Source organism: Porcincola intestinalis, from assembly GCF_009696445.1.
GTDB lineage: Bacteria > Bacillota > Clostridia > Lachnospirales > Lachnospiraceae > Porcincola > Porcincola intestinalis.
This window is the reverse complement of record NZ_VULZ01000005.1, coordinates 180,191-197,936: the sequence shown is the minus strand read 5'-3', so window position 1 is coordinate 197,936 and position 17,746 is coordinate 180,191. Positions and strand designations below refer to the sequence as shown.

The 17,746-nt window shown below is 48.1% G+C and carries 30 protein-coding genes and 1 rRNA gene; 1 reads left to right on the top strand and 30 read right to left on the bottom strand.

The genetic code is table 11. The annotated features are described in order from the left end of the window. Positions 1 to 424: ribosomal RNA gene (locus FYJ35_RS06670) — 16S ribosomal RNA — on the bottom strand; the annotation flags it as partial. 358 nt (positions 425 to 782) lie between these two features. After that, positions 783 to 1,292 (bottom strand): MFS transporter, encoded by a 510-nt coding sequence (locus FYJ35_RS06665; protein WP_328597056.1) that lies wholly within the window; start codon positions 1,290 to 1,292, stop codon positions 783 to 785. A gap of 715 nt (positions 1,293 to 2,007) precedes the next feature. Between FYJ35_RS06665 and FYJ35_RS15375 the strand changes: the two genes are divergently transcribed. After that, on the top strand, positions 2,008 to 2,340 hold the full coding sequence (locus tag FYJ35_RS15375) for a helix-turn-helix transcriptional regulator (protein WP_154524802.1): 333 nt from the start codon (positions 2,008 to 2,010) through the stop codon (positions 2,338 to 2,340). A 95-nt stretch (positions 2,341 to 2,435) separates the two neighbouring features. Here FYJ35_RS15375 and infA read toward each other — a convergent pair whose 3' ends face one another. The 28 genes from infA to trpB form a co-directional block, all read right to left on the bottom strand. Next, entirely contained in the window at positions 2,436 to 2,654 is a 219-nt protein-coding gene (gene infA / locus FYJ35_RS06655; RefSeq protein WP_154524800.1) for a translation initiation factor IF-1, read from the bottom strand. A gap of 13 nt (positions 2,655 to 2,667) precedes the next feature. Then, the gene (locus FYJ35_RS06650; RefSeq protein WP_154524798.1) at positions 2,668 to 2,949 is read right to left on the bottom strand and encodes a KOW domain-containing RNA-binding protein; all 282 of its coding nucleotides are present in this window, start codon (positions 2,947 to 2,949) and stop codon (positions 2,668 to 2,670) included. A gap of 28 nt (positions 2,950 to 2,977) precedes the next feature. Beyond that, positions 2,978 to 3,754 (bottom strand): type I methionyl aminopeptidase, encoded by a 777-nt coding sequence (gene map, locus FYJ35_RS06645; RefSeq protein WP_154524796.1) that lies wholly within the window; start codon positions 3,752 to 3,754, stop codon positions 2,978 to 2,980. Between the two features lie 59 nt (positions 3,755 to 3,813). Next, positions 3,814 to 4,470, bottom strand: coding sequence for an adenylate kinase (locus FYJ35_RS06640; RefSeq protein WP_154524794.1), 657 nt, complete (start codon positions 4,468 to 4,470; stop codon positions 3,814 to 3,816). Between the two features lie 104 nt (positions 4,471 to 4,574). Further along, entirely contained in the window at positions 4,575 to 5,888 is a 1,314-nt protein-coding gene (gene secY / locus FYJ35_RS06635) for a preprotein translocase subunit SecY (RefSeq protein WP_154524792.1), read from the bottom strand. Continuing rightward, positions 5,888 to 6,313, bottom strand: coding sequence for a 50S ribosomal protein L15 (gene rplO, locus FYJ35_RS06630; RefSeq protein WP_154524790.1), 426 nt, complete (start codon positions 6,311 to 6,313; stop codon positions 5,888 to 5,890). The genes secY and rplO overlap by 1 nt, the downstream gene beginning before the upstream one ends. Positions 6,314 to 6,327: 14 nt before the next feature. Beyond that, positions 6,328 to 6,510, bottom strand: a complete 183-nt coding sequence (gene rpmD / locus FYJ35_RS06625; RefSeq protein WP_154524788.1) for a 50S ribosomal protein L30 — start codon at positions 6,508 to 6,510, stop codon at positions 6,328 to 6,330. A 14-nt stretch (positions 6,511 to 6,524) separates the two neighbouring features. Next, the gene (gene rpsE / locus FYJ35_RS06620; RefSeq protein WP_154524786.1) at positions 6,525 to 7,034 is read right to left on the bottom strand and encodes a 30S ribosomal protein S5; all 510 of its coding nucleotides are present in this window, start codon (positions 7,032 to 7,034) and stop codon (positions 6,525 to 6,527) included. 18 nt (positions 7,035 to 7,052) lie between these two features. Then, positions 7,053 to 7,421 carry a 50S ribosomal protein L18 gene (rplR, locus tag FYJ35_RS06615; RefSeq protein WP_154524784.1) on the bottom strand — a complete coding sequence of 123 codons (369 nt, stop codon included), beginning with the start codon at positions 7,419 to 7,421 and terminating at the stop codon, positions 7,053 to 7,055. A gap of 19 nt (positions 7,422 to 7,440) precedes the next feature. Continuing rightward, on the bottom strand, positions 7,441 to 7,980 hold the full coding sequence (gene rplF / locus FYJ35_RS06610; RefSeq protein ID WP_154524782.1) for a 50S ribosomal protein L6: 540 nt from the start codon (positions 7,978 to 7,980) through the stop codon (positions 7,441 to 7,443). A gap of 77 nt (positions 7,981 to 8,057) precedes the next feature. Next, a complete protein-coding gene (gene rpsH, locus FYJ35_RS06605) occupies positions 8,058 to 8,459 on the bottom strand; it encodes a 30S ribosomal protein S8 (RefSeq protein WP_154524780.1) in 402 nt (133 codons plus the stop codon). 48 nt (positions 8,460 to 8,507) lie between these two features. Then, positions 8,508 to 8,693, bottom strand: a complete 186-nt coding sequence (locus FYJ35_RS06600; protein WP_154524778.1) for a type Z 30S ribosomal protein S14 — start codon at positions 8,691 to 8,693, stop codon at positions 8,508 to 8,510. Positions 8,694 to 8,707: 14 nt separating this feature from the next. Next, positions 8,708 to 9,247, bottom strand: coding sequence for a 50S ribosomal protein L5 (gene rplE / locus FYJ35_RS06595; RefSeq protein WP_154524776.1), 540 nt, complete (start codon positions 9,245 to 9,247; stop codon positions 8,708 to 8,710). A 20-nt stretch (positions 9,248 to 9,267) separates the two neighbouring features. After that, positions 9,268 to 9,567 (bottom strand): 50S ribosomal protein L24, encoded by a 300-nt coding sequence (gene rplX, locus FYJ35_RS06590; RefSeq protein ID WP_154524774.1) that lies wholly within the window; start codon positions 9,565 to 9,567, stop codon positions 9,268 to 9,270. 50 nt (positions 9,568 to 9,617) lie between these two features. After that, a complete protein-coding gene (gene rplN / locus FYJ35_RS06585) occupies positions 9,618 to 9,986 on the bottom strand; it encodes a 50S ribosomal protein L14 (RefSeq protein WP_154524772.1) in 369 nt (122 codons plus the stop codon). A gap of 17 nt (positions 9,987 to 10,003) precedes the next feature. Beyond that, complete coding sequence (gene rpsQ, locus FYJ35_RS06580) at positions 10,004 to 10,261, bottom strand: 30S ribosomal protein S17 (protein WP_277067721.1); 258 nt, start codon at positions 10,259 to 10,261, stop codon at positions 10,004 to 10,006. 23 nt (positions 10,262 to 10,284) lie between these two features. Beyond that, positions 10,285 to 10,488 (bottom strand): 50S ribosomal protein L29, encoded by a 204-nt coding sequence (rpmC, locus tag FYJ35_RS14660; RefSeq protein WP_330683509.1) that lies wholly within the window; start codon positions 10,486 to 10,488, stop codon positions 10,285 to 10,287. Beyond that, on the bottom strand, positions 10,478 to 10,915 hold the full coding sequence (gene rplP / locus FYJ35_RS06570) for a 50S ribosomal protein L16 (protein WP_154524768.1): 438 nt from the start codon (positions 10,913 to 10,915) through the stop codon (positions 10,478 to 10,480). Before rplP ends, rpmC begins: the two co-directional genes overlap by 11 nt. Further along, complete coding sequence (gene rpsC / locus FYJ35_RS06565) at positions 10,915 to 11,568, bottom strand: 30S ribosomal protein S3 (protein ID WP_154524766.1); 654 nt, start codon at positions 11,566 to 11,568, stop codon at positions 10,915 to 10,917. Before rpsC ends, rplP begins: the two co-directional genes overlap by 1 nt. A gap of 10 nt (positions 11,569 to 11,578) precedes the next feature. Then, on the bottom strand, positions 11,579 to 11,965 hold the full coding sequence (rplV, locus tag FYJ35_RS06560; protein ID WP_154524764.1) for a 50S ribosomal protein L22: 387 nt from the start codon (positions 11,963 to 11,965) through the stop codon (positions 11,579 to 11,581). Positions 11,966 to 12,090: 125 nt separating this feature from the next. Then, positions 12,091 to 12,369, bottom strand: coding sequence for a 30S ribosomal protein S19 (rpsS, locus tag FYJ35_RS06555; protein ID WP_154524762.1), 279 nt, complete (start codon positions 12,367 to 12,369; stop codon positions 12,091 to 12,093). A gap of 26 nt (positions 12,370 to 12,395) precedes the next feature. After that, entirely contained in the window at positions 12,396 to 13,238 is an 843-nt protein-coding gene (rplB, locus tag FYJ35_RS06550) for a 50S ribosomal protein L2 (RefSeq protein ID WP_154524760.1), read from the bottom strand. A gap of 78 nt (positions 13,239 to 13,316) precedes the next feature. Next, positions 13,317 to 13,622, bottom strand: a complete 306-nt coding sequence (gene rplW / locus FYJ35_RS06545) for a 50S ribosomal protein L23 (RefSeq protein WP_154524758.1) — start codon at positions 13,620 to 13,622, stop codon at positions 13,317 to 13,319. Next, on the bottom strand, positions 13,622 to 14,242 hold the full coding sequence (rplD, locus tag FYJ35_RS06540) for a 50S ribosomal protein L4 (RefSeq protein ID WP_277067723.1): 621 nt from the start codon (positions 14,240 to 14,242) through the stop codon (positions 13,622 to 13,624). Before rplD ends, rplW begins: the two co-directional genes overlap by 1 nt. A gap of 31 nt (positions 14,243 to 14,273) precedes the next feature. After that, on the bottom strand, positions 14,274 to 14,912 hold the full coding sequence (rplC, locus tag FYJ35_RS06535; RefSeq protein WP_154524756.1) for a 50S ribosomal protein L3: 639 nt from the start codon (positions 14,910 to 14,912) through the stop codon (positions 14,274 to 14,276). Positions 14,913 to 15,000: 88 nt separating this feature from the next. Next, on the bottom strand, positions 15,001 to 15,318 hold the full coding sequence (gene rpsJ / locus FYJ35_RS06530; RefSeq protein WP_154524754.1) for a 30S ribosomal protein S10: 318 nt from the start codon (positions 15,316 to 15,318) through the stop codon (positions 15,001 to 15,003). Positions 15,319 to 15,726: 408 nt separating this feature from the next. Continuing rightward, a complete protein-coding gene (trpA, locus tag FYJ35_RS06525; protein ID WP_154524752.1) occupies positions 15,727 to 16,506 on the bottom strand; it encodes a tryptophan synthase subunit alpha in 780 nt (259 codons plus the stop codon). Then, positions 16,499 to 17,689, bottom strand: coding sequence for a tryptophan synthase subunit beta (gene trpB, locus FYJ35_RS06520; RefSeq protein ID WP_154524750.1), 1,191 nt, complete (start codon positions 17,687 to 17,689; stop codon positions 16,499 to 16,501). Before trpB ends, trpA begins: the two co-directional genes overlap by 8 nt. Between the last annotated feature and the right edge of the window lie 57 nt (positions 17,690 to 17,746).

Here is a 17,746-nt window from a genome sequence, read left to right as displayed (position 1 = left end):
TCACTCACGCGGCGTCGCTGCATCAGGGTTTCCCCCATTGTGCAATATTCCCCACTGCTGCCTCCCGTAGGAGTTTGGGCCGTGTCTCAGTCCCAATGTGGCCGTTCACCCTCTCAGGCCGGCTACTGATCGTCGGTTTGGTAGGCCGTTACCCTGCCAACTGCCTAATCAGACGCGGGACCATCCTGTTCCACCGGAGTTTTTCACACTGCACCATGCGGTGCTGTGCGCTTATGCGGTATTAACAGTCGTTTCCAACTGGTATCCCCCGGAACAGGGCAGGTTTCCCACGCGTTACTCACCCGTCCGCCACTCAGTACAAGGTCTTCCGTCCGAAAACTTCCGTCCTTGTACCTCGTTCGACTTGCATGTGTTAAGCACGCCGCCAGCGTTCATCCTGAGCCAGGATCAAACTCTCGAATAAAATTTGATTCGGATCAAAGATGTTACTGACATCTCTTATCCCTTTTACTGTTTAAAGGTCAGTTCCTTAAAATAAAACTTTTCAGAACTTTCAAGGTTGTTTCACTGTTCAGTTATCAAGGTGCTCATAGCCCCGATCAAGTTTACTTGTTTAATGAAGTTTGCTTCTCATCGGCGACTTGAACATAATACCATCCTGCAATACGGATGTCAACACATTTTTTTATTATTTCGAGTATTTCGAGTATTTTTTGACCGCTATTTCCCATATATTTCGAGTATGTAAGCCTCTACAGAAGCCGAAGTAATACATGATCAATAGATAATTAAATGAAATCGTTGAAAAACAACATCGAAAGTCAGTCTTCCCTGTGCAATGCTGTTGTTCCCGCGAAATAATTTCTCCCCATCAGCAGAATCGAAGCGATAAGTACCGCCGGAAAGATGCACCCGGCCAGCATACCTGCTTTGAGATTATCTCCTGCATTTTGTGAAATTGCGCCCACAAGTCCAGGACCGATCGCTCCGGGCCACATAATGCCGACAGAGAAACCACATAAAATACATCCGATTAGTCCCATAGCTGGGATGGGTGAGAATGCTACCAGCAGATAACAGATGAGGCACAGTCCCCCAGATACTAACATAAATCTTTTGAGATCCATTTTGCCATCTGACTTACCGTAAACTGTCCGGGACATTCCTTGCGCCACTGCAAAGAGGCAAGGGCCAAGGATATCGCCAGCATTCTTCGCAATGCCCAGTGCTGACTCTGTGTAGGCTGAAGCCCACTGTGCCATAGAGAGCTCGCACGCCCCGGCACAGATCATCAAGATCATCATCACCCAGAATATCGGTACTTGAAACAATTTCCGTATTCCAATCCCCTCATTCTCTTCTGTTAACCGATTGATTGGACATGAAAGAAAATTGAATATATTAACAAATGGGATAAGAGTTTGGAGGAAATAGAAAGTATGTCATCTGAAAAGAAATGTTATTCAAAAATAAAAATTGATTCCAGCGGTCGGGAGACAATCCGTGATGCAGAAAAAGATTATCCGTTTCATTTCTATTCGGAACATATGGAGCAATATGATATGCGGACGATCGACTGACACTGGCACCCTGAAGTCGAGGTTCTTTACATCGAAAGCGGCAGAATCCGATGCATGGTCGGTAGTAAACATTTTGACACCTTCGCGGGACAATGTGTTTTGTTAATTCCCGCGTTATCCACAGCTTTACTTCAGATGAAGATGCCTCAATTCCCAATTTTCTCTTTCTTCCGTCCCTTATCACATGCCAGGAAAATCTAGTGTACGAAAAATATATTCAGCCTGTCCTTGCCTCGCCGCAACCATACTTGCTTGCTACACCTAAAAAAACAAAGACTTCATTCGAACAGTCCGTGATATTATTTTTGTACAATTAGACCCGCAGCAGCAGGAATTTCGGGAACTGAGGACCTGCAGCCTTCTATTCCGTTTCTGGGAACTGCTTTTCAGTCAATATCGGCAGTCTCCGTCTTTAGGAAAGAAGTCAGGATCCGTTGCTGTCCGTGAACAGACTCGCCTTCAAATCATGCTTAAGTATATTCATGAAAATTACAGAAACCCTATTTATCTAGATGAGATCGCAGGTATTGCCGGCATCAGTAAAAGCAGCGTACTCAGCATATTTCATGAGTACCTCCACACGACCCCTGTGAACTACCTTATACACTGCCGTCTTCGAAACGCTGCTGAACTTCTTGTTTCCACCGATGATAATGTCCATCTTATTGCCCTTCAAACAAGATCCGATAATACGGGATATTTCTGTCGCAGATTCAAGAACTCATATGGCATCACGCCTTCTGAATACAGAAACCATAAACTACGTTCCCGACCTGACAACAAATCCCAACAATCATGATAATAAAAACAGCTTCGGCCAGGATGCTGCCGAAGCTGTTTTTCAATATCATTCAACCCCTTATGATTCTCCATTCACCTTCCGAATGGTCTGCATTACTTATCTCTCCAGATAATTCTTCCCTTATCCAGGTCGTATGGAGAAAGTTCAATTGTTACCTTGTCCCCCGGCAGGATTCGGATAAAATTCATTCTGAGCTTTCCGCTGATGTGGGCGAGCACGACATGTTTGTTTTCAAGCTCGACCTTAAACATCGCATTTGGCAGCTTTTCGAGGACTGTTCCCTCAACTTCAATAACATCTGATTTTGACATGTTGTCTCCCTCTTCATCTGTCTGACTGAATCCGGCTATATAGTTTCTTTATATGGATCAGATCGCTGTCGATCTTTGCGTTCTTCAGGAGATCCCTGATCTCCGGTGATACATTATAAATCAGCTGCATATGCTTTTCATTTTTTTCCTTCGGCTTATCGACATGTGAATGGACGCCGTCTGCAGCCTGCAGCATTCCATCCCGAACCCCTAATACGATATAAAGCCTGCCTCTGTCATGCCCTGCTTTTGACACACCCAGGCATGGGAGAGCTTCCGGATGATCTTTGTTCACTCCAGATACCTCCTGCATCTAGATCCATTCAGCCCGCATACGGGGTATATGGCTTTGTCAGAGAAAGGATCTCCGGATCTCCCTCTGTTATCAGGATGGAGTTCTCATAGTGAGCAGCAGGCTTTCTGTCAGCAGTCACAACAGTCCAGCCGTCATCAAGCCAATCAACCTCCCAGGTTCCTTCTGCAATCATCGGCTCAATTGCAAGTGTCATTCCCGGAAGCAGCCTGATCCCCCTCGATTTCTGACGAAAATTCGGCACCTCAGGGTCCTCATGCATTTGTGTCCCGATTCCATGACCAACCAGATCCCGAATCACACCATATCCAAAGCTTTCTGCATAATCTCCGATTGCGTTGCTGATTTCATGAAGGTGATGCCCGGCCCTGGCGTATTTTAATCCTTCAAAAAAACTTTGCCTTGTGACGTCAATCAGCTTCTGCTTATCATCAGAGATCTGTCCGACAGCAAATGTTCTGGCGGCATCGGAATGATACCCCTTATAGATCAACCCGCAGTCAAGCGATATGATATCGCCCTCTCTCAGTATACGGCTCTTTTTCGGAATCCCGTGTACCACCTCTTCATTCACGGAAGTACAGACTGCTGCCGGATATCCTTCAAAGTTAAGAAAATTCGGGGTCCCTTCCTGTTCTCTGATCAGTTTTCGCGCCAGCATATCGATCTCCCAGGTGGACACTCCCGGTTTAATCATCTGTTCCAATCCTTCGAATACTTTCTCAAGCCGGTGGTTAGATTCCCGCATCAGCGCAATCTCATGTTGTGTCTTGATTGATACTGCCATATTGCTACTCTCCTTCAACGCATTCAGAAAACTCTGTTTGATGTACGCAGCCTATTTCTTCAGGCTTCGTCCATTTTGGTTAATTCATCGCAGATCTCGCTGAATACTTCTTCCATCGGCTTCATACCATCAAATGTTCGCAGAGAGCCTGCCTCCTGATAGTATTCAATCAGCGGCTGTGTCTGTTTATGATAGACTTCAAGCCTTTTTTTCACCGTCTCCGGCTGGTCATCTGCGCGGATCATCAGCTCCGCACCGCAGACGTCACAGATTCCATCGTTCTTCGGCGGATTATACTGTACATGGTATGTCGCCCCGCACTTCGGACAAACTCTTCTTCCACTCATGCGCCGGATGATATCCTCATCCTTGACCTCGATATCGATTGCATAATCGATCGAAGTGCCCTGCTTCATCAGAGCATCGGTCAGAGCGTTAGCCTGATTCAGCGTTCTTGGAAACCCATCCAGAATATATCCATTCTTGCAGTCGTCCTTTGAGAGCCGGTCCGTAACAAGATCCAAAGTCAGCTCATCTGGAACTAGAAGTCCCTGATCCATATAAGACTTCGCCTTTTTCCCAAGCTCTGTCTGATTCTTGATATTTGCTCTGAAGATATCTCCGGTTGAAATCTGTGGGATGCCGAATTTTTCGGAAATGAACTTTGCCTGTGTTCCTTTTCCTGCACCTGGTGCCCCAAGCATAATAATCTTCATTCTCTGCTCCTTTTTTCTTAAACAACACAAAGTGTGCCCCTGTCCTGGGGGGGACAAGAAGCACACTTTGCTATGAATGTTTATGAATATCGCAAATTCATAGATTACTCACTGAGAAATCCCTTGTAATTTCTAACAACCATCTGTGACTCGATCTGCTGAATCGTCTCCAGTACGACTCCAACGATGATAATCAAAGATGTTCCGCCAAAGGACACATCTGCATTGAAAACACCATTGAAGAAAATCGGAATGACAACAACAATCATCAGGCCGACGACTCCAATGAAGATGATGTAGTTCAGAATCTTATTCAGATAGTCAGATGTTGGTTTCCCCGGACGGATTCCCGGAATAAAACCGCCTTGCTTTTTCAGATTGTCAGCCACCTCAATCGGATTGAATGTGATTGAAGTGTAGAAATAGGCAAAGAAAATATTCAGTACAACATACAATGCGAGTCCGATCATATATACCGGATGAGAAAAATCAAACCAGTTATTCTGATTCAGGATGCCCAAAACGGTCGCTGCAACCCCACTTGCTGATTTTCCAACAAAACTCAAGATGATTGAAGGGATAGACATCAGCGATGAAGCAAAGATAACCGGAATGACACCAGCTGTGTTAACCTTCAGTGGTATATTGGATGACTGCCCTGCAACCATCCTTCTTCCCTGAACCTTCTTCGCATATTGTACCGGAATCTTTCGAACCGCATCATTAAGCAGGACTGTAAGAGCAACTGTCAAAAGGATGATGGCTGCAATAATGACAGCTGCCATTCCGCCTTTTGCAATCGATTTTCCGCTAACAAATTGCTGCCAGAGCGCTGTCACGTCCTGTGGCAGCCTTGAAACAATATTAATCAGAAGGACGATCGAAATACCGTTCCCTACACCATTCTCAGTGATCCGTTCACCGATCCACATGACAAATGTAGATCCTGCCGTCAATGCAAAAATTACCGTAATCACACTCAGGAAATTATAGTTTCTGATCAGTCCACTGCGTCCAAAGCCCACCGCCATGGCAACACTCTCAAACAAGGAAAGACCGACCGTCAGGACACGGGTGATCCTGGTCATCTTCTTTCTTCCATCCTCGCCATCCCGGTGCATTTCTTCAAGCGCCGGAATTGCGATTGTGAGAAGCTCCATGATAATGGATGCAGTAATGTAGGGTGTGATGTTCAGCGCAAACACAGACATCCGTTCAAAAGAACCGCCTGTGAATGCACTGAAGAAACTGAATGCCCCATTATTCTGCTGACTGAACCATCGGCTGAAATAGGTTCTGTCAACTCCCGGTACAGGGAGCTGAGAACCGAACCGAATGAGAATCAGCATCATAAAGGTATAAAACAGTTTTTTTCTGATGTCCTTTATCCGAAACATGTCGCGTAAAGATTTAAACATCAGATCACCTCTGCTTTTCCACCTAACTCTTCAATCTTTGCCTTCGCTGATGCACTGAATGCATTCAGAGAAACATTCAGCTTCTTTGTCAGCTCGCCATTGCCCAGAACCTTTACACCATCCTTCGGATCGCGGATGATTCCCTTCTCAAGCAGCGCTTCAACGGTCACTTCAGAGCCATCCTCGAATTTCTCCAGATCACTCAGGTTGATCGTCTCAATGACAGCACGTCCGACGTTCTTGAACCCTCTCTTGGGAAGTCTGCGGTACAGAGGCATCTGACCACCCTCAAATCCGATTCTGGGTGCTCCGGAACGTGCCTTCTGACCCTTTGTGCCCTTGCCAGCAGTCTTATCGCCGCGGCCCTTGCGGAATGAGCCACTGGTGACAGATCCTGCAGCCGGCTTCAGAGTTGATAAATCCATAAGTGTACCTCCTCTTAAGCTTCTTCAACTTTTACGAGATGAGAAACATGAGCGACCATTCCTCTGACCGCTTTGTTATCCGGCATCTCAACTGTCTTGTGCATTTTGTTCAGCCCAAGAGCCTTCACGGTTGCTCTCTGCTCCGGAATCGCAGCAATCGGAGACTTTACAAGCGTGATCTTTAACTTTCCAGCCATAAAGAATAACCTCCTTAAGCTAAGACTTCGTCAACGGACTTTCCGCGGAGACGAGCGACATCCTCAGGACTCTTCAGACTCTTCAGCGCTTCAAGAGTTGCAAGGACTACATTCTGCTTGTTATTGGAACCAAGCGACTTTGTACGAATATTACGGATTCCGGCAAGCTCAAGGACGGTACGTGCAGGACCGCCTGCAATAATACCAGTACCTTCCGGTGCCTTCTTCAGAAGGACAGCTGCACCGCCGAACTTTCCAATGTAATCATGCGGAATGGAACTGTTCTGATCAAGTACGACAGAAATCAGATGCTTCTGTGCATCTTCTCTTCCCTTGCGGATTGCATCCGGGATTTCTGTTGCCTTCCCAAGACCAGCGCCAACATGACCATTGCCGTCACCGACTACCACCAGAGCAGCAAAACGCATGTTGCGGCCGCCTTTTACAACCTTCGTAACACGTTTGATGGCCACGACCTTGTCATTCAGCTCAAACTGGTTCGGATCAATGATCTCATGTCTCATTGTGTCTTCTCCTCCTCCTTAGAAATCCAGCCCAGCTTCTCTTGCTGCATCAGCAAGTGCCTGGACCTTGCCATGATAGATGTAGCCCGCACGGTCGAACACAACCTCCTTGATGCCCTTCTCCAGAGCCCTCTTGGCAATTGCGGTTCCAACAGCCTTGGCAGCCTCAACATCATCTGTCTTCTCGAGGCTTTCCTTTACATCCTTCTGAAGAGTATTGGCAGACACAAGCGTTGCCCCTGTCTCATCATCAATGATCTGCGCATACATGTTTTTGTTACTTCTGTAAACAGCAAGACGCGGTCTGGATGCGGTTCCGCTGATGCGGTTACGAATTCTTCTATGCTTTTCTTCGCGAATCTCAGCTCTTGATTCTTTGCTAACCATCGTGCACCCTCCTCCTTAATTATTTCTTACCGGTCTTACCGACTTTGCGTCTGATCACTTCAGTCTCATATTTGATACCCTTGCCCTTATACGGCTCAGGTTTTCTCTTCTCTCTGATCTCGGCCGCGTACTGACCAACCTTCTCCTTGCTAACACCGGAGACGATAATTTTATTGCCGTCCACCTTTGTCTCGATTCCCTCCGGATCTTCCATTTCAACCGGATGAGAATAGCCGAGGCTGAGGGTTAATTTCTTGCCCTGCTTTACAGCACGATAACCGACACCATTCACCTCGAGTGTCTTGCTGAAGCCATTGGACACACCTTCAACCATGTTGTGAATCAAGGTTCTGGTAAGGCCGTGGAGAGACTTCTCTCTCTTTAAATCATTCGGTCTTGACACAAGGACCTCGTTATCCTTCACCTCAATTGTAAGCTCCGGAACAAATGTTCTTACAAGTGTTCCCTTCGGCCCCTTGACTGTGACAACATTTCCATCAGCAACACTTACGGTGACTCCCGCAGGGATTGCTACCGGCAGTCTTCCTATTCTTGACATGCCTTCTTCCTCCTTACTTAGATTCTCGGAAGGCAGTTCGTCTCAGACGCTTGCCTTCTGTTTTCAGTAATATCTTGTTACCAGACAAACGCAAGGACTTCGCCGCCTACATGCTGCTTTCTTGCTTCCTTGTCGGTGATAACACCCTTGTTAGTAGACACAATGGCGATCCCGAGGCCGCCAAGGACCTTCGGCATATCCTCACTTCCGGCATAGACACGAAGACCCGGCTTCGAAATTCTCTTAATACCGGAGATGATCCTTTCGTTCTTATCCTTACCGTACTTCAGCGTAATATGCAGATTCTTCTGAACGCCTTCACCAGTGATTTCGTACTTTGCAATATATCCCTCATCGACCAGGATGTCGGCAATTGCAGTCTTCATTTTTGAAACCGGTACATCTACCGTATCATGCTTAGCTGTATTCGCATTGCGGATTCTTGTAAGCATATCTGCGATTGGATCATTCATTGCCATGTTAGTATCCTCCTTAGACTTGACGCGACAAATTATTGTTTCTTTCAATTACCAGGATGCCTTCTTGACACCCGGAATCTCGCCCTTATAGGCAAGCTCGCGGAAGCAGATTCTGCAAACGCCATACTTCTTGAGCACGGAATGCGGACGTCCGCAGATGCTGCAGCGTGTGTATGCTCTGGATGAGAACTTCGGAGCGCGCTGCTGCTTAAGTTTCATAGAAGTCTTCGCCATTGAAAATGTCCTCCTTATTTCGCAAACGGCATATTGAAGAGTCTCAGAAGCTCACGACCCTCCTCATCAGTCTTAGCCGTCGTAACGAAAATGATATCCATACCTCTGACCTTGTCTACCTTATCATACTCAATTTCAGGGAAAATCAGCTGCTCCTTGATACCAAGAGCATAGTTTCCTCTGCCATCGAATGCATTCGGGTTTACACCACGGAAGTCACGGACACGGGGAAGTGCAAGATTGACAAGGCGATCCAGGAATTCGTACATTCTGTCACCGCGGAGCGTAACCTTGCAGCCAATCGGCATTCCTTCACGAATCTTGAAGTTTGCAACAGAATTCTTAGCCTTTGTCTGAACCGGCTTCTGCCCTGTGATGATCGCCATATCGTTCATAGCGGACTCAAGGACTTTTGCATTCTCCTTAGCTTCTCCGACACCCATATTGACGACAATCTTATCGAGCTTCGGAACCTGCATGACATTCTTGTATCCGAACTTCTTTGTAAGCTCCGGCACAATCTCGTTCTTGTACTGCTCTTTTAATCTGCTCATCGTTTTCCTCCTTTCCCCGATTAGTCAATGACCTCGCCGGTCTTCTTTGCAACGCGGACTTTCTTGTCCCCGTCCATCTTGAAACCGACTCTGGTAATCTCACCCTTTACAAGAAGCATAACGTTGGAAGCGTCAAAATAAGCTTCCTTGTTGACGATGCCTCCCTGCGGCGCACCTGCAGATGGCTTCTGGTGCTTTGTCACCATGTTAATGCCCTCGACAAGGATCTTATCATCCTTGAATCCAAGGACCTTACCCTCCTTGCCCTTATCCTTGCCGGCGATGACTCTGACCATATCGCCTTTTCTAATCTTTCTCATGTTATCCTCCAATCCGTATGCAGATTATCTCTGCCTTACGCCTGTCTCAATCAAAGTACCTCCGGAGCAAGAGAAACGATCTTCATGAATTTCTTATCACGAAGCTCTCTTGCGACAGGCCCGAAAATACGGGTCCCGGTCGGTGTACCATCGTCCTTGATAACAACGCCCGCATTCTCATCGAAGCGGATATAAGAACCATCCTTGCGGCGTACGCCCTTGACCGTACGGACAACGACTGCCTTGACGACATCGCCCTTTTTCACAACGCCGCCTGGCGTTGCATCTTTGACCGTACAGACACACGTATCGCCGATGCCGGCATATCTCCTGGTTGAACCACCCATTACGCGGATCACAAGAAGTTCCTTGGCTCCGGTATTGTCCGCAACCTTCAGTCTAGTTTCCTGCTGTACCATTCCACGAATCCTCCTGATTATTTCGCTCTCTCAATGATCTTGACGAGTCTCCATCTCTTATCCTTGGACAGCGGTCTGGTCTCCATGACACGGACGGTATCTCCGATATTAGCCTCGTTGTTTTCATCATGAGCCTTCAGTTTGTAAGTTCTCTTGACAATCTTTTTATACAGAGGATGCTTTACATGGTCCTCAACCGCAACAACGATCGTCTTATCCATCTTATTGCTGACGACGTGGCCTGTACGGGTCTTTCTAAGATTTCTCTCTTCCACGGATATCTCCTTTCAATGCACAGTTACTGTGCGCTTCCGGAAGCAAGAACCGTCTGGATTCTGGCAATGTTCTTGCGTACTTCTTTGATCCTGCTTGTGTTGTCCAGCTGGTTTGTAGCGTTCTGGAATCTCAGGTTGAACAGTTCCTTCTTAGCAGCTACAAGTTCCTCGTTAAGCTCCTGAGCTGTCTTGCCGCGCAGCTCCTCTACATACTTTTTACTCTTCACTGTTATCACCGCCTTTGATTCCTTCGCGCGTAATGATCTTGCACTTGCAGGGTAACTTATGCATTGCAAGGCGCAGCGCCTCTCTAGCTACTTCCTCAGATACCTCGCCCATCTCAAACAGGACACGTCCAGGCTTGACAACTGCAACCCAGTACTCAGCCGTTCCCTTTCCGGAACCCATTCGTGTCTCTGCCGGCTTTGCAGTAACAGGCTTGTCAGGGAAAATCTTGATCCATACTTTTCCGCCACGCTTGATATAACGGGTCATAGCGACACGAGCTGCCTCAATCTGGATGGAATTGATCCAGCAGGGTTCTGTTGCAACCAGTCCATATTCACCGTAGGTAACCGTCGTTCCCCTGTTGCACTTTCCAGCCATAGAACCACGGAACTGTTTACGATGCTTTACTCTCTTCGGCATTAACATTATTTATCGCTCCCTTCTCTCTTAGACGGAAGTACCTCGCCTTTGTAGATCCAAACCTTTACGCCAAGCTTCCCGTAAGTTGTATGTGCCTCTGCAAAACCATAGTCGATATCGGCACGGAGCGTCTGAAGCGGGATGGTTCCATCGGAATAGAACTCCTTGCGGGCGATCTCTGCGCCATTGAGACGGCCTGCAATTGCGGTCTTGATTCCCTTGGCACCAAACTTCATGGTTCTTCCCATAGCGCCCTTCATTGCGCGTCTGTAGGAAATACGGTTCTCAAGCTGCTGAGCAATGTTTTCAGCAACAAGCTGGGCATCGAGATCCGGTTTCTTGACTTCCTTGATATCAAGGACAACCTTCTTATCAGTCAGCTTTGCAACTTCTGCCTTTGTCTTCTCGATCTCTGCACCCTGCTTTCCAATCAGGATTCCTGGCTTAGCCGTATAAATAGAAATCTTGACACGGTCAGAAGCACGTTCAATCTCAATTCTTGAAATCCCTGCGGAATACAGTTTCTTTTTCAGGAAGGTACGGATTGTGTTGTCTTCCTTCAGGTTTTCAGAAAAGCTCTTCTTGTCAGCGTACCAGTTTGAATTCCAGCCATCGATAACGCCGACTCTCATTCCATGCGGGTTCACTTTCTGTCCCATGATATCCTCCTTATTTCTCGTTCAGAACGATGGTGATGTGGCTCATCCTCTTCAGAATGCGGTATGCCCTTCCCTGAGCTCTCGGCTGGATTCTCTTCATAATCGGGCCTCTGTTCGCATAGCACTCATCCACATAGAGGTTATCACGTGACATGCCTTTATTGTTCTCGGCATTCGCGATTGCGGATTTCAGAAGCTTGGCAATCACTTCAGATGCATATCTTGGGTTGTATGTGACAATCGCAAGCGCCGTATTTACATCCTTGCCTCTGATCGCGTCAAGCACGAAGCAAGCCTTCTGTACCGGAACTCTTGCATATGAAAGCTTTGCTGAAGGTCTCTCGTCCCTTCTGGCGTTTCTCTCTCTCTTTACCTGAGATCTATGTCCCTTAGCCATAGATGTACTCCTTTCGTGAACTCACACTGCCTTCCTATGAGGTTTCCCTCAGGCCCATCCGGCAGTGCGCAGCGCCCTCCTCGGGCGAACTTACCCTGGGCCTGACAATGAATTTTCTTACAGTGTTACCGTACGGAGCTGGAACTCTCCGACTTGTGTCCTCTGTAGGTTCTGGTCGCGACAAACTCACCAAGCTTGTGTCCGACCATGTCCTCGGTGATATATACCGGCACATGTCTTCTCCCATCATGGACGGCAATCGTAAGCCCAACCATAGACGGGAAAATTGTGCTGCGGCGGGACCAGGTCTTGATGACTGACTTCTCGCCGGATGCGTTCATCGCATCAACCTTCTTCAGAAGGCTTGCATCAGCAAACGGTCCTTTTTTAAGTGAACGAGCCATTCTTATCCTCCTCTATCACGCTGCAATCAGCTGATTGCCTTTCCGTTTCTTCTTCTCACGATCATCTTGTTGGAAGCCTTCTTGTGCTTTCTGGTCTTCAGACCAAGAGCCGGCTTGCCCCAAGGCGTGCACGGACCCGGACGTCCGACCGGTGCTTTTCCTTCTCCACCTCCATGCGGATGGTCATTCGGGTTCATAACGGATCCACGGACAGTAGGTCTGATGCCCATATGGCGGATTCTTCCCGCTTTACCGTAATTGATCAGGTTATGTTCGATGTTTCCGACAATACCGATCGTGGCTCTGCACTCCGGCGAAACCATTCTCATCTCCCCGGACGGAAGGCGAAGCGTGACATACTTTCCTTCCTTTGCCATCAGCTGCGCACCGTTGCCGGCTGATCTGGCCATCTGTCCGCCATGGTGCGGGTTCAGCTCGATATTATGGACCATTGTACCAACCGGGATCATCGAAAGCGGCAGGCAGTTTCCGGTACGAATCTCGGCCTTCGGACCATTCATAACAGTCTGACCAACCTTCAGTCCGTCCGGTGCAAGAATGTAAGACTTCGTACCATCCGTATAGCAGATCAGCGCAATGTTTGCGGTTCTGTTCGGATCGTATTCGATTCCGATAACCTTTGCCGGAATGTCATCCTTGTATCTCTTGAAGTCGACAATTCTGTATTTCTTTCTGTTTCCGCCGCCTCTGTGACGAACCGTAATTTTACCCTGATTGTTGCGCCCTGAGTTCTTGTTAAGAGAAATCAGGAGTGATTTTTCCGGCTTCTGTTTTGTGATCTCACTCTTATCAGATCCGGTCATGTTTCTTCTGGATGGTGTATATGGCTTGTAAGTCTTAATACCCATTACTTCAATCTCCTCTCAATCAGTCAGGCCGGATTATCGCGCCGGCCCTGCGCATAAGTCTTCCTGGTACCCTCAGGATCAGAGTCCCTCGAAGATCGTGATGTCCTTGCTGTCCTCTGTCAATGTGACAATAGCCTTCTTTGTCTTGGCGGTCTTGCCATATGCCTGAGCCATTGACTGGCGCTTATTCTTCCCCTGAATGTTCAAGGTGTTCACCTTGGCGACCTTTACATCATCGAACATCTTCTCGACTGCTTCCTTAATCTGGGACTTGTTCGCCTCCGGATTCACAAGGAAGGTGTACTTCTTATCTCCCATAGCAGCCATGCTCTTCTCAGTTACTACCGGTCTAAGGATTACGTCATAATATTTGATGTCAGCCATTATGCGTATACCTCCTCAATCTTCTTGACAGCATCCTTCGTGACGACAACATTGCCGTACTTCAGGATGTCATAGACGTTGATGGTATTTGTCAGAGCGGTCTTGACGCCCGCAAGATTTCTTGCGGAAAGAATCACATTCTGATCATTCTCGTTCAGGATAACCAGTGCTCCCTCAACCTTCAGGCTGTCGAGCACATTCTTCATATCCTTTGTCTTGATCTCCCCAAGCTTCAGCTCATCAAGCACATAAAGCTTGTTTTCCTGAACTCGGGAGGTCAGAACGCTCTTAAGAGCAGCTCTCTTCTCCTTCTTGTTCATGGAGATGGTGTAATCACGCGGTACCGGAGCGAACACAACGCCGCCGCCCGTGAACTGCGGAGCTCTCGTCGAACCCTGTCTTGCATGACCCGTGCCCTTCTGTCTGTACGGCTTTCTTCCGCCGCCGGACACCTCCGAGCGGGTCTTGGCTTTCTGAGTACCCTGTCTGTTTGCAGCAAGCTGCTGCTTGACTGCCAGGTGTACCAGATGCTCATTCACTTCAACGCCGAACACTGCATCGGAAAGTTCGATGGTGTCGACCTGTTTGCCTTCCATATTGTAAACTGATACGTTAGCCACAGTGATATCCTCCTTTCTGTATCGGTCCTGATCACTTCAGATCAGTCTTTGTCGTCTCCTTCAAAGTGACGAGCGACTTCTTCGGCCCCGGAACCGCTCCCTTGACAAGGATCAGTTTGTTCTCCGGATCGACCTTCACAACAACGAGGTTCTGGACTGTGACCTGGTCAACACCCATGCGTCCAGGCATTCCCTTACCCGGATATACACGGCTCGGATCGGACGATGTGCCGTTGGAACCAGCATGGCGATGATACTTGGAGCCGTGCTTCATCGGTCCTCTGTGGTTTCCGCATTTCTTAATGGAACCCTGGAACCCATGTCCCTTTGATACTGCGGTTGCGTCGACATGATCGCCCTCCGCAAAGATATCAGCCTTAATCTCATCCTTAACATTGTAAGAGTCTGCATTCTCAAAGCGGAACTCTCTCAGGTACTTCTTCGGGTCAACACCCGCTTTTTCGAAGGCACCCTTCTGCGGCTTCTTGACAAGCTTTTCCTTCTTGTCCGCAAAGGCAACCTGCACAGCCGAATAGCCGTCATTCTCGGTTGTCTTGATCTGTGTCACGACACACGGTCCTGCCTGAAGAACGGTTACCGGAACAAGGCTTCCGTCTTCGTTGAAGATCTGCGTCATACCTACCTTTGTAGCTAAGATAGCTTTCTTCATGTTTTACCTCCTGTCAGCTACAGCGGATCGCTTTCGCGATCATCCTAGGAAAGATGCTGATTTTGCATCTCCTGCCGGGATTTGAACATCAGTTGTTCTTCATCTTGATATCAATATAAACGCCAGCCGGCATCTCAAGTCTGGAAAGAGAATCCACCGTCTTCTGTGTCGGGCTGGTGATATCAATCAGTCTCTTGTGCGTTCTCTGCTCAAACTGCTCTCTGGAGTCCTTGTACTTGTGGACTGCACGAAGGATCGTTACTACTTCCTTCTTCGTCGGAAGCGGAACCGGTCCGCTGACCTGAGCCCCTGTCTTCTTGACAGTCTCGATGATCTTGCCGGCCGACTGGTCAACCAGCTGATGGTCATAAGCTTTGAGTGTGATACGCATTACCTGTTTTGCCATAAAAAAAGTCGCCTCCTATTTCGCACTTTTTCTGCAGGACCTACGTCCTTACGTTTGAAGTACGACAAGCGGTGACTGTACACGCTTCCGGGCGTTTCCATCTTCCTGCCAGACAAAAAGCCTTCTGCAGGCTTTCTGACAGATGGGAACAACCCGTTGTTTCCGAATTAACGGACCTACTCTGTACAGTGACTTGTCGTCAGTCTGAAAACTTGACATTCGCTCCACGGAAAACCTGCGGAATCCCGCAGCAACCTCACGCTTCAACGCTATCAAGGTCACAACAGTTGAATTATATAAGAACACCCTTCTTTGTGCAAGTTTTATTTATCTGCCCCGGCAAAAATTATGTATTTTATTATGAACATATCAGTGATTGCCTGTCACCTCTTTCGCCGTGCTTCATTTTCAAAGTGCATGCACTGCTCCGGCCATCTGCCGGACATATTCTCTCACCGGATCTTCTGCTTCTCTCCCGTATTCCGCAACCAATCTGACAATCGCAGACCCTACAATTGCGCCATCTGAAATTGCTGCCATATCTGATGCCTGCCCGGGTGTGCTGATTCCGAACCCGATCGCTGCCGGAAGAGACGTGACCTCACGGATCTGCCCGATAATCGTCTTCAGATCCGTTGTGATTTTCTGCCTGACTCCCGTGACCCCCATTGATGAGACAACGTACAGAAAGCCCTCCGCATCGGATGCGATTGTCTGAATACGCTCTCTTGAAGTCGGCGCAATCATAGAAACAATCTCAACCTGATGCTCAGCCGCGATCCCGGCACATTCATTTTTCTCTTCATATGGCAGATCCGGAATAATTATGCCGCTGATCCCCACCTCTGCACAGCGGGTAAAAAACCGATCATAGCCATAGTAAAAAACAATGTTCAGGTACGTCATGAAAACGAGTGGGATATCTGTCTTCTGTCTCAGGCTTTTCACCATCTCAAATACTTTTTCAGTGGTTGTTCCGCTTCGAAGGGCTCTGATATCCGCTTCCTGAATGACGACACCCTCTGCGATCGGGTCAGAGAATGGAATTCCGATTTCAATCAGATCCGCACCGGCTTCTGCCATTGCAAGAACGAATCGTTCCGTTGATGCAAGATCCGGATCCCCTGCAGTGATAAATGGAATGAACGCTTTCCCATTTCTGAACGCATTTGCTATTTTCTTACTCATCGATCTTCACTCCTCTGTAATTTGCGACGGAAGCAACATCCTTATCCCCGCGTCCCGAGAGGCAGATGATAATGATTTGATTCTTGTCCATAGACGGTGCAATCTTTCTGGCGTAGGCAACCGCATGTGCACTCTCGATTGCCGGAATCACGCCCTCTGTCCTTGAAAGATACTCAAATGCCTCCACGGCTTCCTCATCTGTTACCGCAGCATACTCAGCTCTTCCGATGCTGTGCAGGTACGCATGCTCCGGCCCGATTCCCGGATAATCCAGTCCCGCAGATATAGAAAATACCTCATCTATCTGCCCGTCTTCATTCTGACAGAAGAGGGATTTCATACCATGAAAAACACCAATCTTTCCTGTATTGATGGTGGCCGCTGTCTCCCCGCTGTCGATTCCCTTTCCAGCCGCTTCGCATCCGATGAGTCTGACATGTTCATCGGGGATGAAGTTCCAGAACATCCCCATTGCGTTGGATCCTCCGCCGACACAGGCCATCACGACATCCGGCAGCTTCCCCTCCTTCTCCAGAATCTGAGCACGTGCTTCCCTTGATATAACCGATTGAAAGTCCCGAACGATCATCGGGAACGGATGAGGGCCCATCGTCGACCCGATGACATAGTGTGTATCCTCCACGCGACTTGCCCACTCGCGCATCGCCTCGTTTACTGCATCTTTCAAAACCTGGGAGCCGGTTTTCACGTGGTGAACCTTCGCTCCGAGAAGTTCCATCCGGTAAACATTAAGCTTCTGTCTCTGACAGTCGCGCTCCCCCATGAACACCTCGCATTCCAGTCCCAGCAGTGCTGCAGCTGTGGCGGTTGCGACGCCATGCTGTCCGGCGCCAGTCTCTGCGATGACCCTTGTCTTTCCCATCTTCTTGGCAAGCAGAACCTGCCCCAGGCAGTTATTGATCTTGTGCGCCCCGGTATGGTTCAGATCTTCCCGCTTCAGGTATACTTTCGCACCTCCCAGATCCTTCGTCATCTTTTCCGCGTAATAAAGCCTTGAAGGTCTTCCCGCATAATTGTTCAGAAGCTCCTCCAGTTCAGCGCAAAAACCGGGTTCCTTCTTATAATAATTATATGCCGCCTCCAGATGGATCAACTCGTTCATCAGTGTCTCGGGCACATACTGCCCGCCATATTCTCCAAACCTTCCATTCGGATTTGTCATGACTGCCTCCTGTCTCTATCTGCTGGCAAATCTGCATCTTTCTGCTGGCGCTCGTTT

What these genes read in the sequence shown, in the direction of transcription:
- FYJ35_RS15375 (WP_154524802.1), top strand. Translation starts at nt 2,008, where the DNA reads ATGCTTAAGTATATTCATGAAAATTACAGAAACCCTATTTATCTAGAT.
- infA (WP_154524800.1), bottom strand. Translation starts at nt 2,654, where the DNA reads ATGTCAAAATCAGATGTTATTGAAGTTGAGGGAACAGTCCTCGAAAAG.
- map (WP_154524796.1), bottom strand. Translation starts at nt 3,754, where the DNA reads ATGGCAGTATCAATCAAGACACAACATGAGATTGCGCTGATGCGGGAA.
- FYJ35_RS06640 (WP_154524794.1), bottom strand. Translation starts at nt 4,470, where the DNA reads ATGAAGATTATTATGCTTGGGGCACCAGGTGCAGGAAAAGGAACACAG.
- secY (WP_154524792.1), bottom strand. Translation starts at nt 5,888, where the DNA reads ATGTTTAAATCTTTACGCGACATGTTTCGGATAAAGGACATCAGAAAA.
- rplO (WP_154524790.1), bottom strand. Translation starts at nt 6,313, where the DNA reads ATGGATTTATCAACTCTGAAGCCGGCTGCAGGATCTGTCACCAGTGGC.
- rpmD (WP_154524788.1), bottom strand. Translation starts at nt 6,510, where the DNA reads ATGGCTGGAAAGTTAAAGATCACGCTTGTAAAGTCTCCGATTGCTGCG.
- rpsE (WP_154524786.1), bottom strand. Translation starts at nt 7,034, where the DNA reads ATGAGACATGAGATCATTGATCCGAACCAGTTTGAGCTGAATGACAAG.
- rplR (WP_154524784.1), bottom strand. Translation starts at nt 7,421, where the DNA reads ATGGTTAGCAAAGAATCAAGAGCTGAGATTCGCGAAGAAAAGCATAGA.
- rplF (WP_154524782.1), bottom strand. Translation starts at nt 7,980, where the DNA reads ATGTCAAGAATAGGAAGACTGCCGGTAGCAATCCCTGCGGGAGTCACC.
- rpsH (WP_154524780.1), bottom strand. Translation starts at nt 8,459, where the DNA reads ATGGCAATGAATGATCCAATCGCAGATATGCTTACAAGAATCCGCAAT.
- FYJ35_RS06600 (WP_154524778.1), bottom strand. Translation starts at nt 8,693, where the DNA reads ATGGCGAAGACTTCTATGAAACTTAAGCAGCAGCGCGCTCCGAAGTTC.
- rplE (WP_154524776.1), bottom strand. Translation starts at nt 9,247, where the DNA reads ATGAGCAGATTAAAAGAGCAGTACAAGAACGAGATTGTGCCGGAGCTT.
- rplX (WP_154524774.1), bottom strand. Translation starts at nt 9,567, where the DNA reads ATGAGAAAGATTAGAAAAGGCGATATGGTCAGAGTCATCGCCGGCAAG.
- rplN (WP_154524772.1), bottom strand. Translation starts at nt 9,986, where the DNA reads ATGGTACAGCAGGAAACTAGACTGAAGGTTGCGGACAATACCGGAGCC.
- rplP (WP_154524768.1), bottom strand. Translation starts at nt 10,915, where the DNA reads ATGTTAATGCCGAAGAGAGTAAAGCATCGTAAACAGTTCCGTGGTTCT.
- rpsC (WP_154524766.1), bottom strand. Translation starts at nt 11,568, where the DNA reads ATGGGACAGAAAGTGAACCCGCATGGAATGAGAGTCGGCGTTATCGAT.
- rplV (WP_154524764.1), bottom strand. Translation starts at nt 11,965, where the DNA reads ATGGCTAAGGGACATAGATCTCAGGTAAAGAGAGAGAGAAACGCCAGA.
- rpsS (WP_154524762.1), bottom strand. Translation starts at nt 12,369, where the DNA reads ATGGCTCGTTCACTTAAAAAAGGACCGTTTGCTGATGCAAGCCTTCTG.
- rplB (WP_154524760.1), bottom strand. Translation starts at nt 13,238, where the DNA reads ATGGGTATTAAGACTTACAAGCCATATACACCATCCAGAAGAAACATG.
- rplW (WP_154524758.1), bottom strand. Translation starts at nt 13,622, where the DNA reads ATGGCTGACATCAAATATTATGACGTAATCCTTAGACCGGTAGTAACT.
- rplC (WP_154524756.1), bottom strand. Translation starts at nt 14,912, where the DNA reads ATGAAGAAAGCTATCTTAGCTACAAAGGTAGGTATGACGCAGATCTTC.
- rpsJ (WP_154524754.1), bottom strand. Translation starts at nt 15,318, where the DNA reads ATGGCAAAACAGGTAATGCGTATCACACTCAAAGCTTATGACCATCAG.
- trpA (WP_154524752.1), bottom strand. Translation starts at nt 16,506, where the DNA reads ATGAGTAAGAAAATAGCAAATGCGTTCAGAAATGGGAAAGCGTTCATT.
- trpB (WP_154524750.1), bottom strand. Translation starts at nt 17,689, where the DNA reads ATGACAAATCCGAATGGAAGGTTTGGAGAATATGGCGGGCAGTATGTG.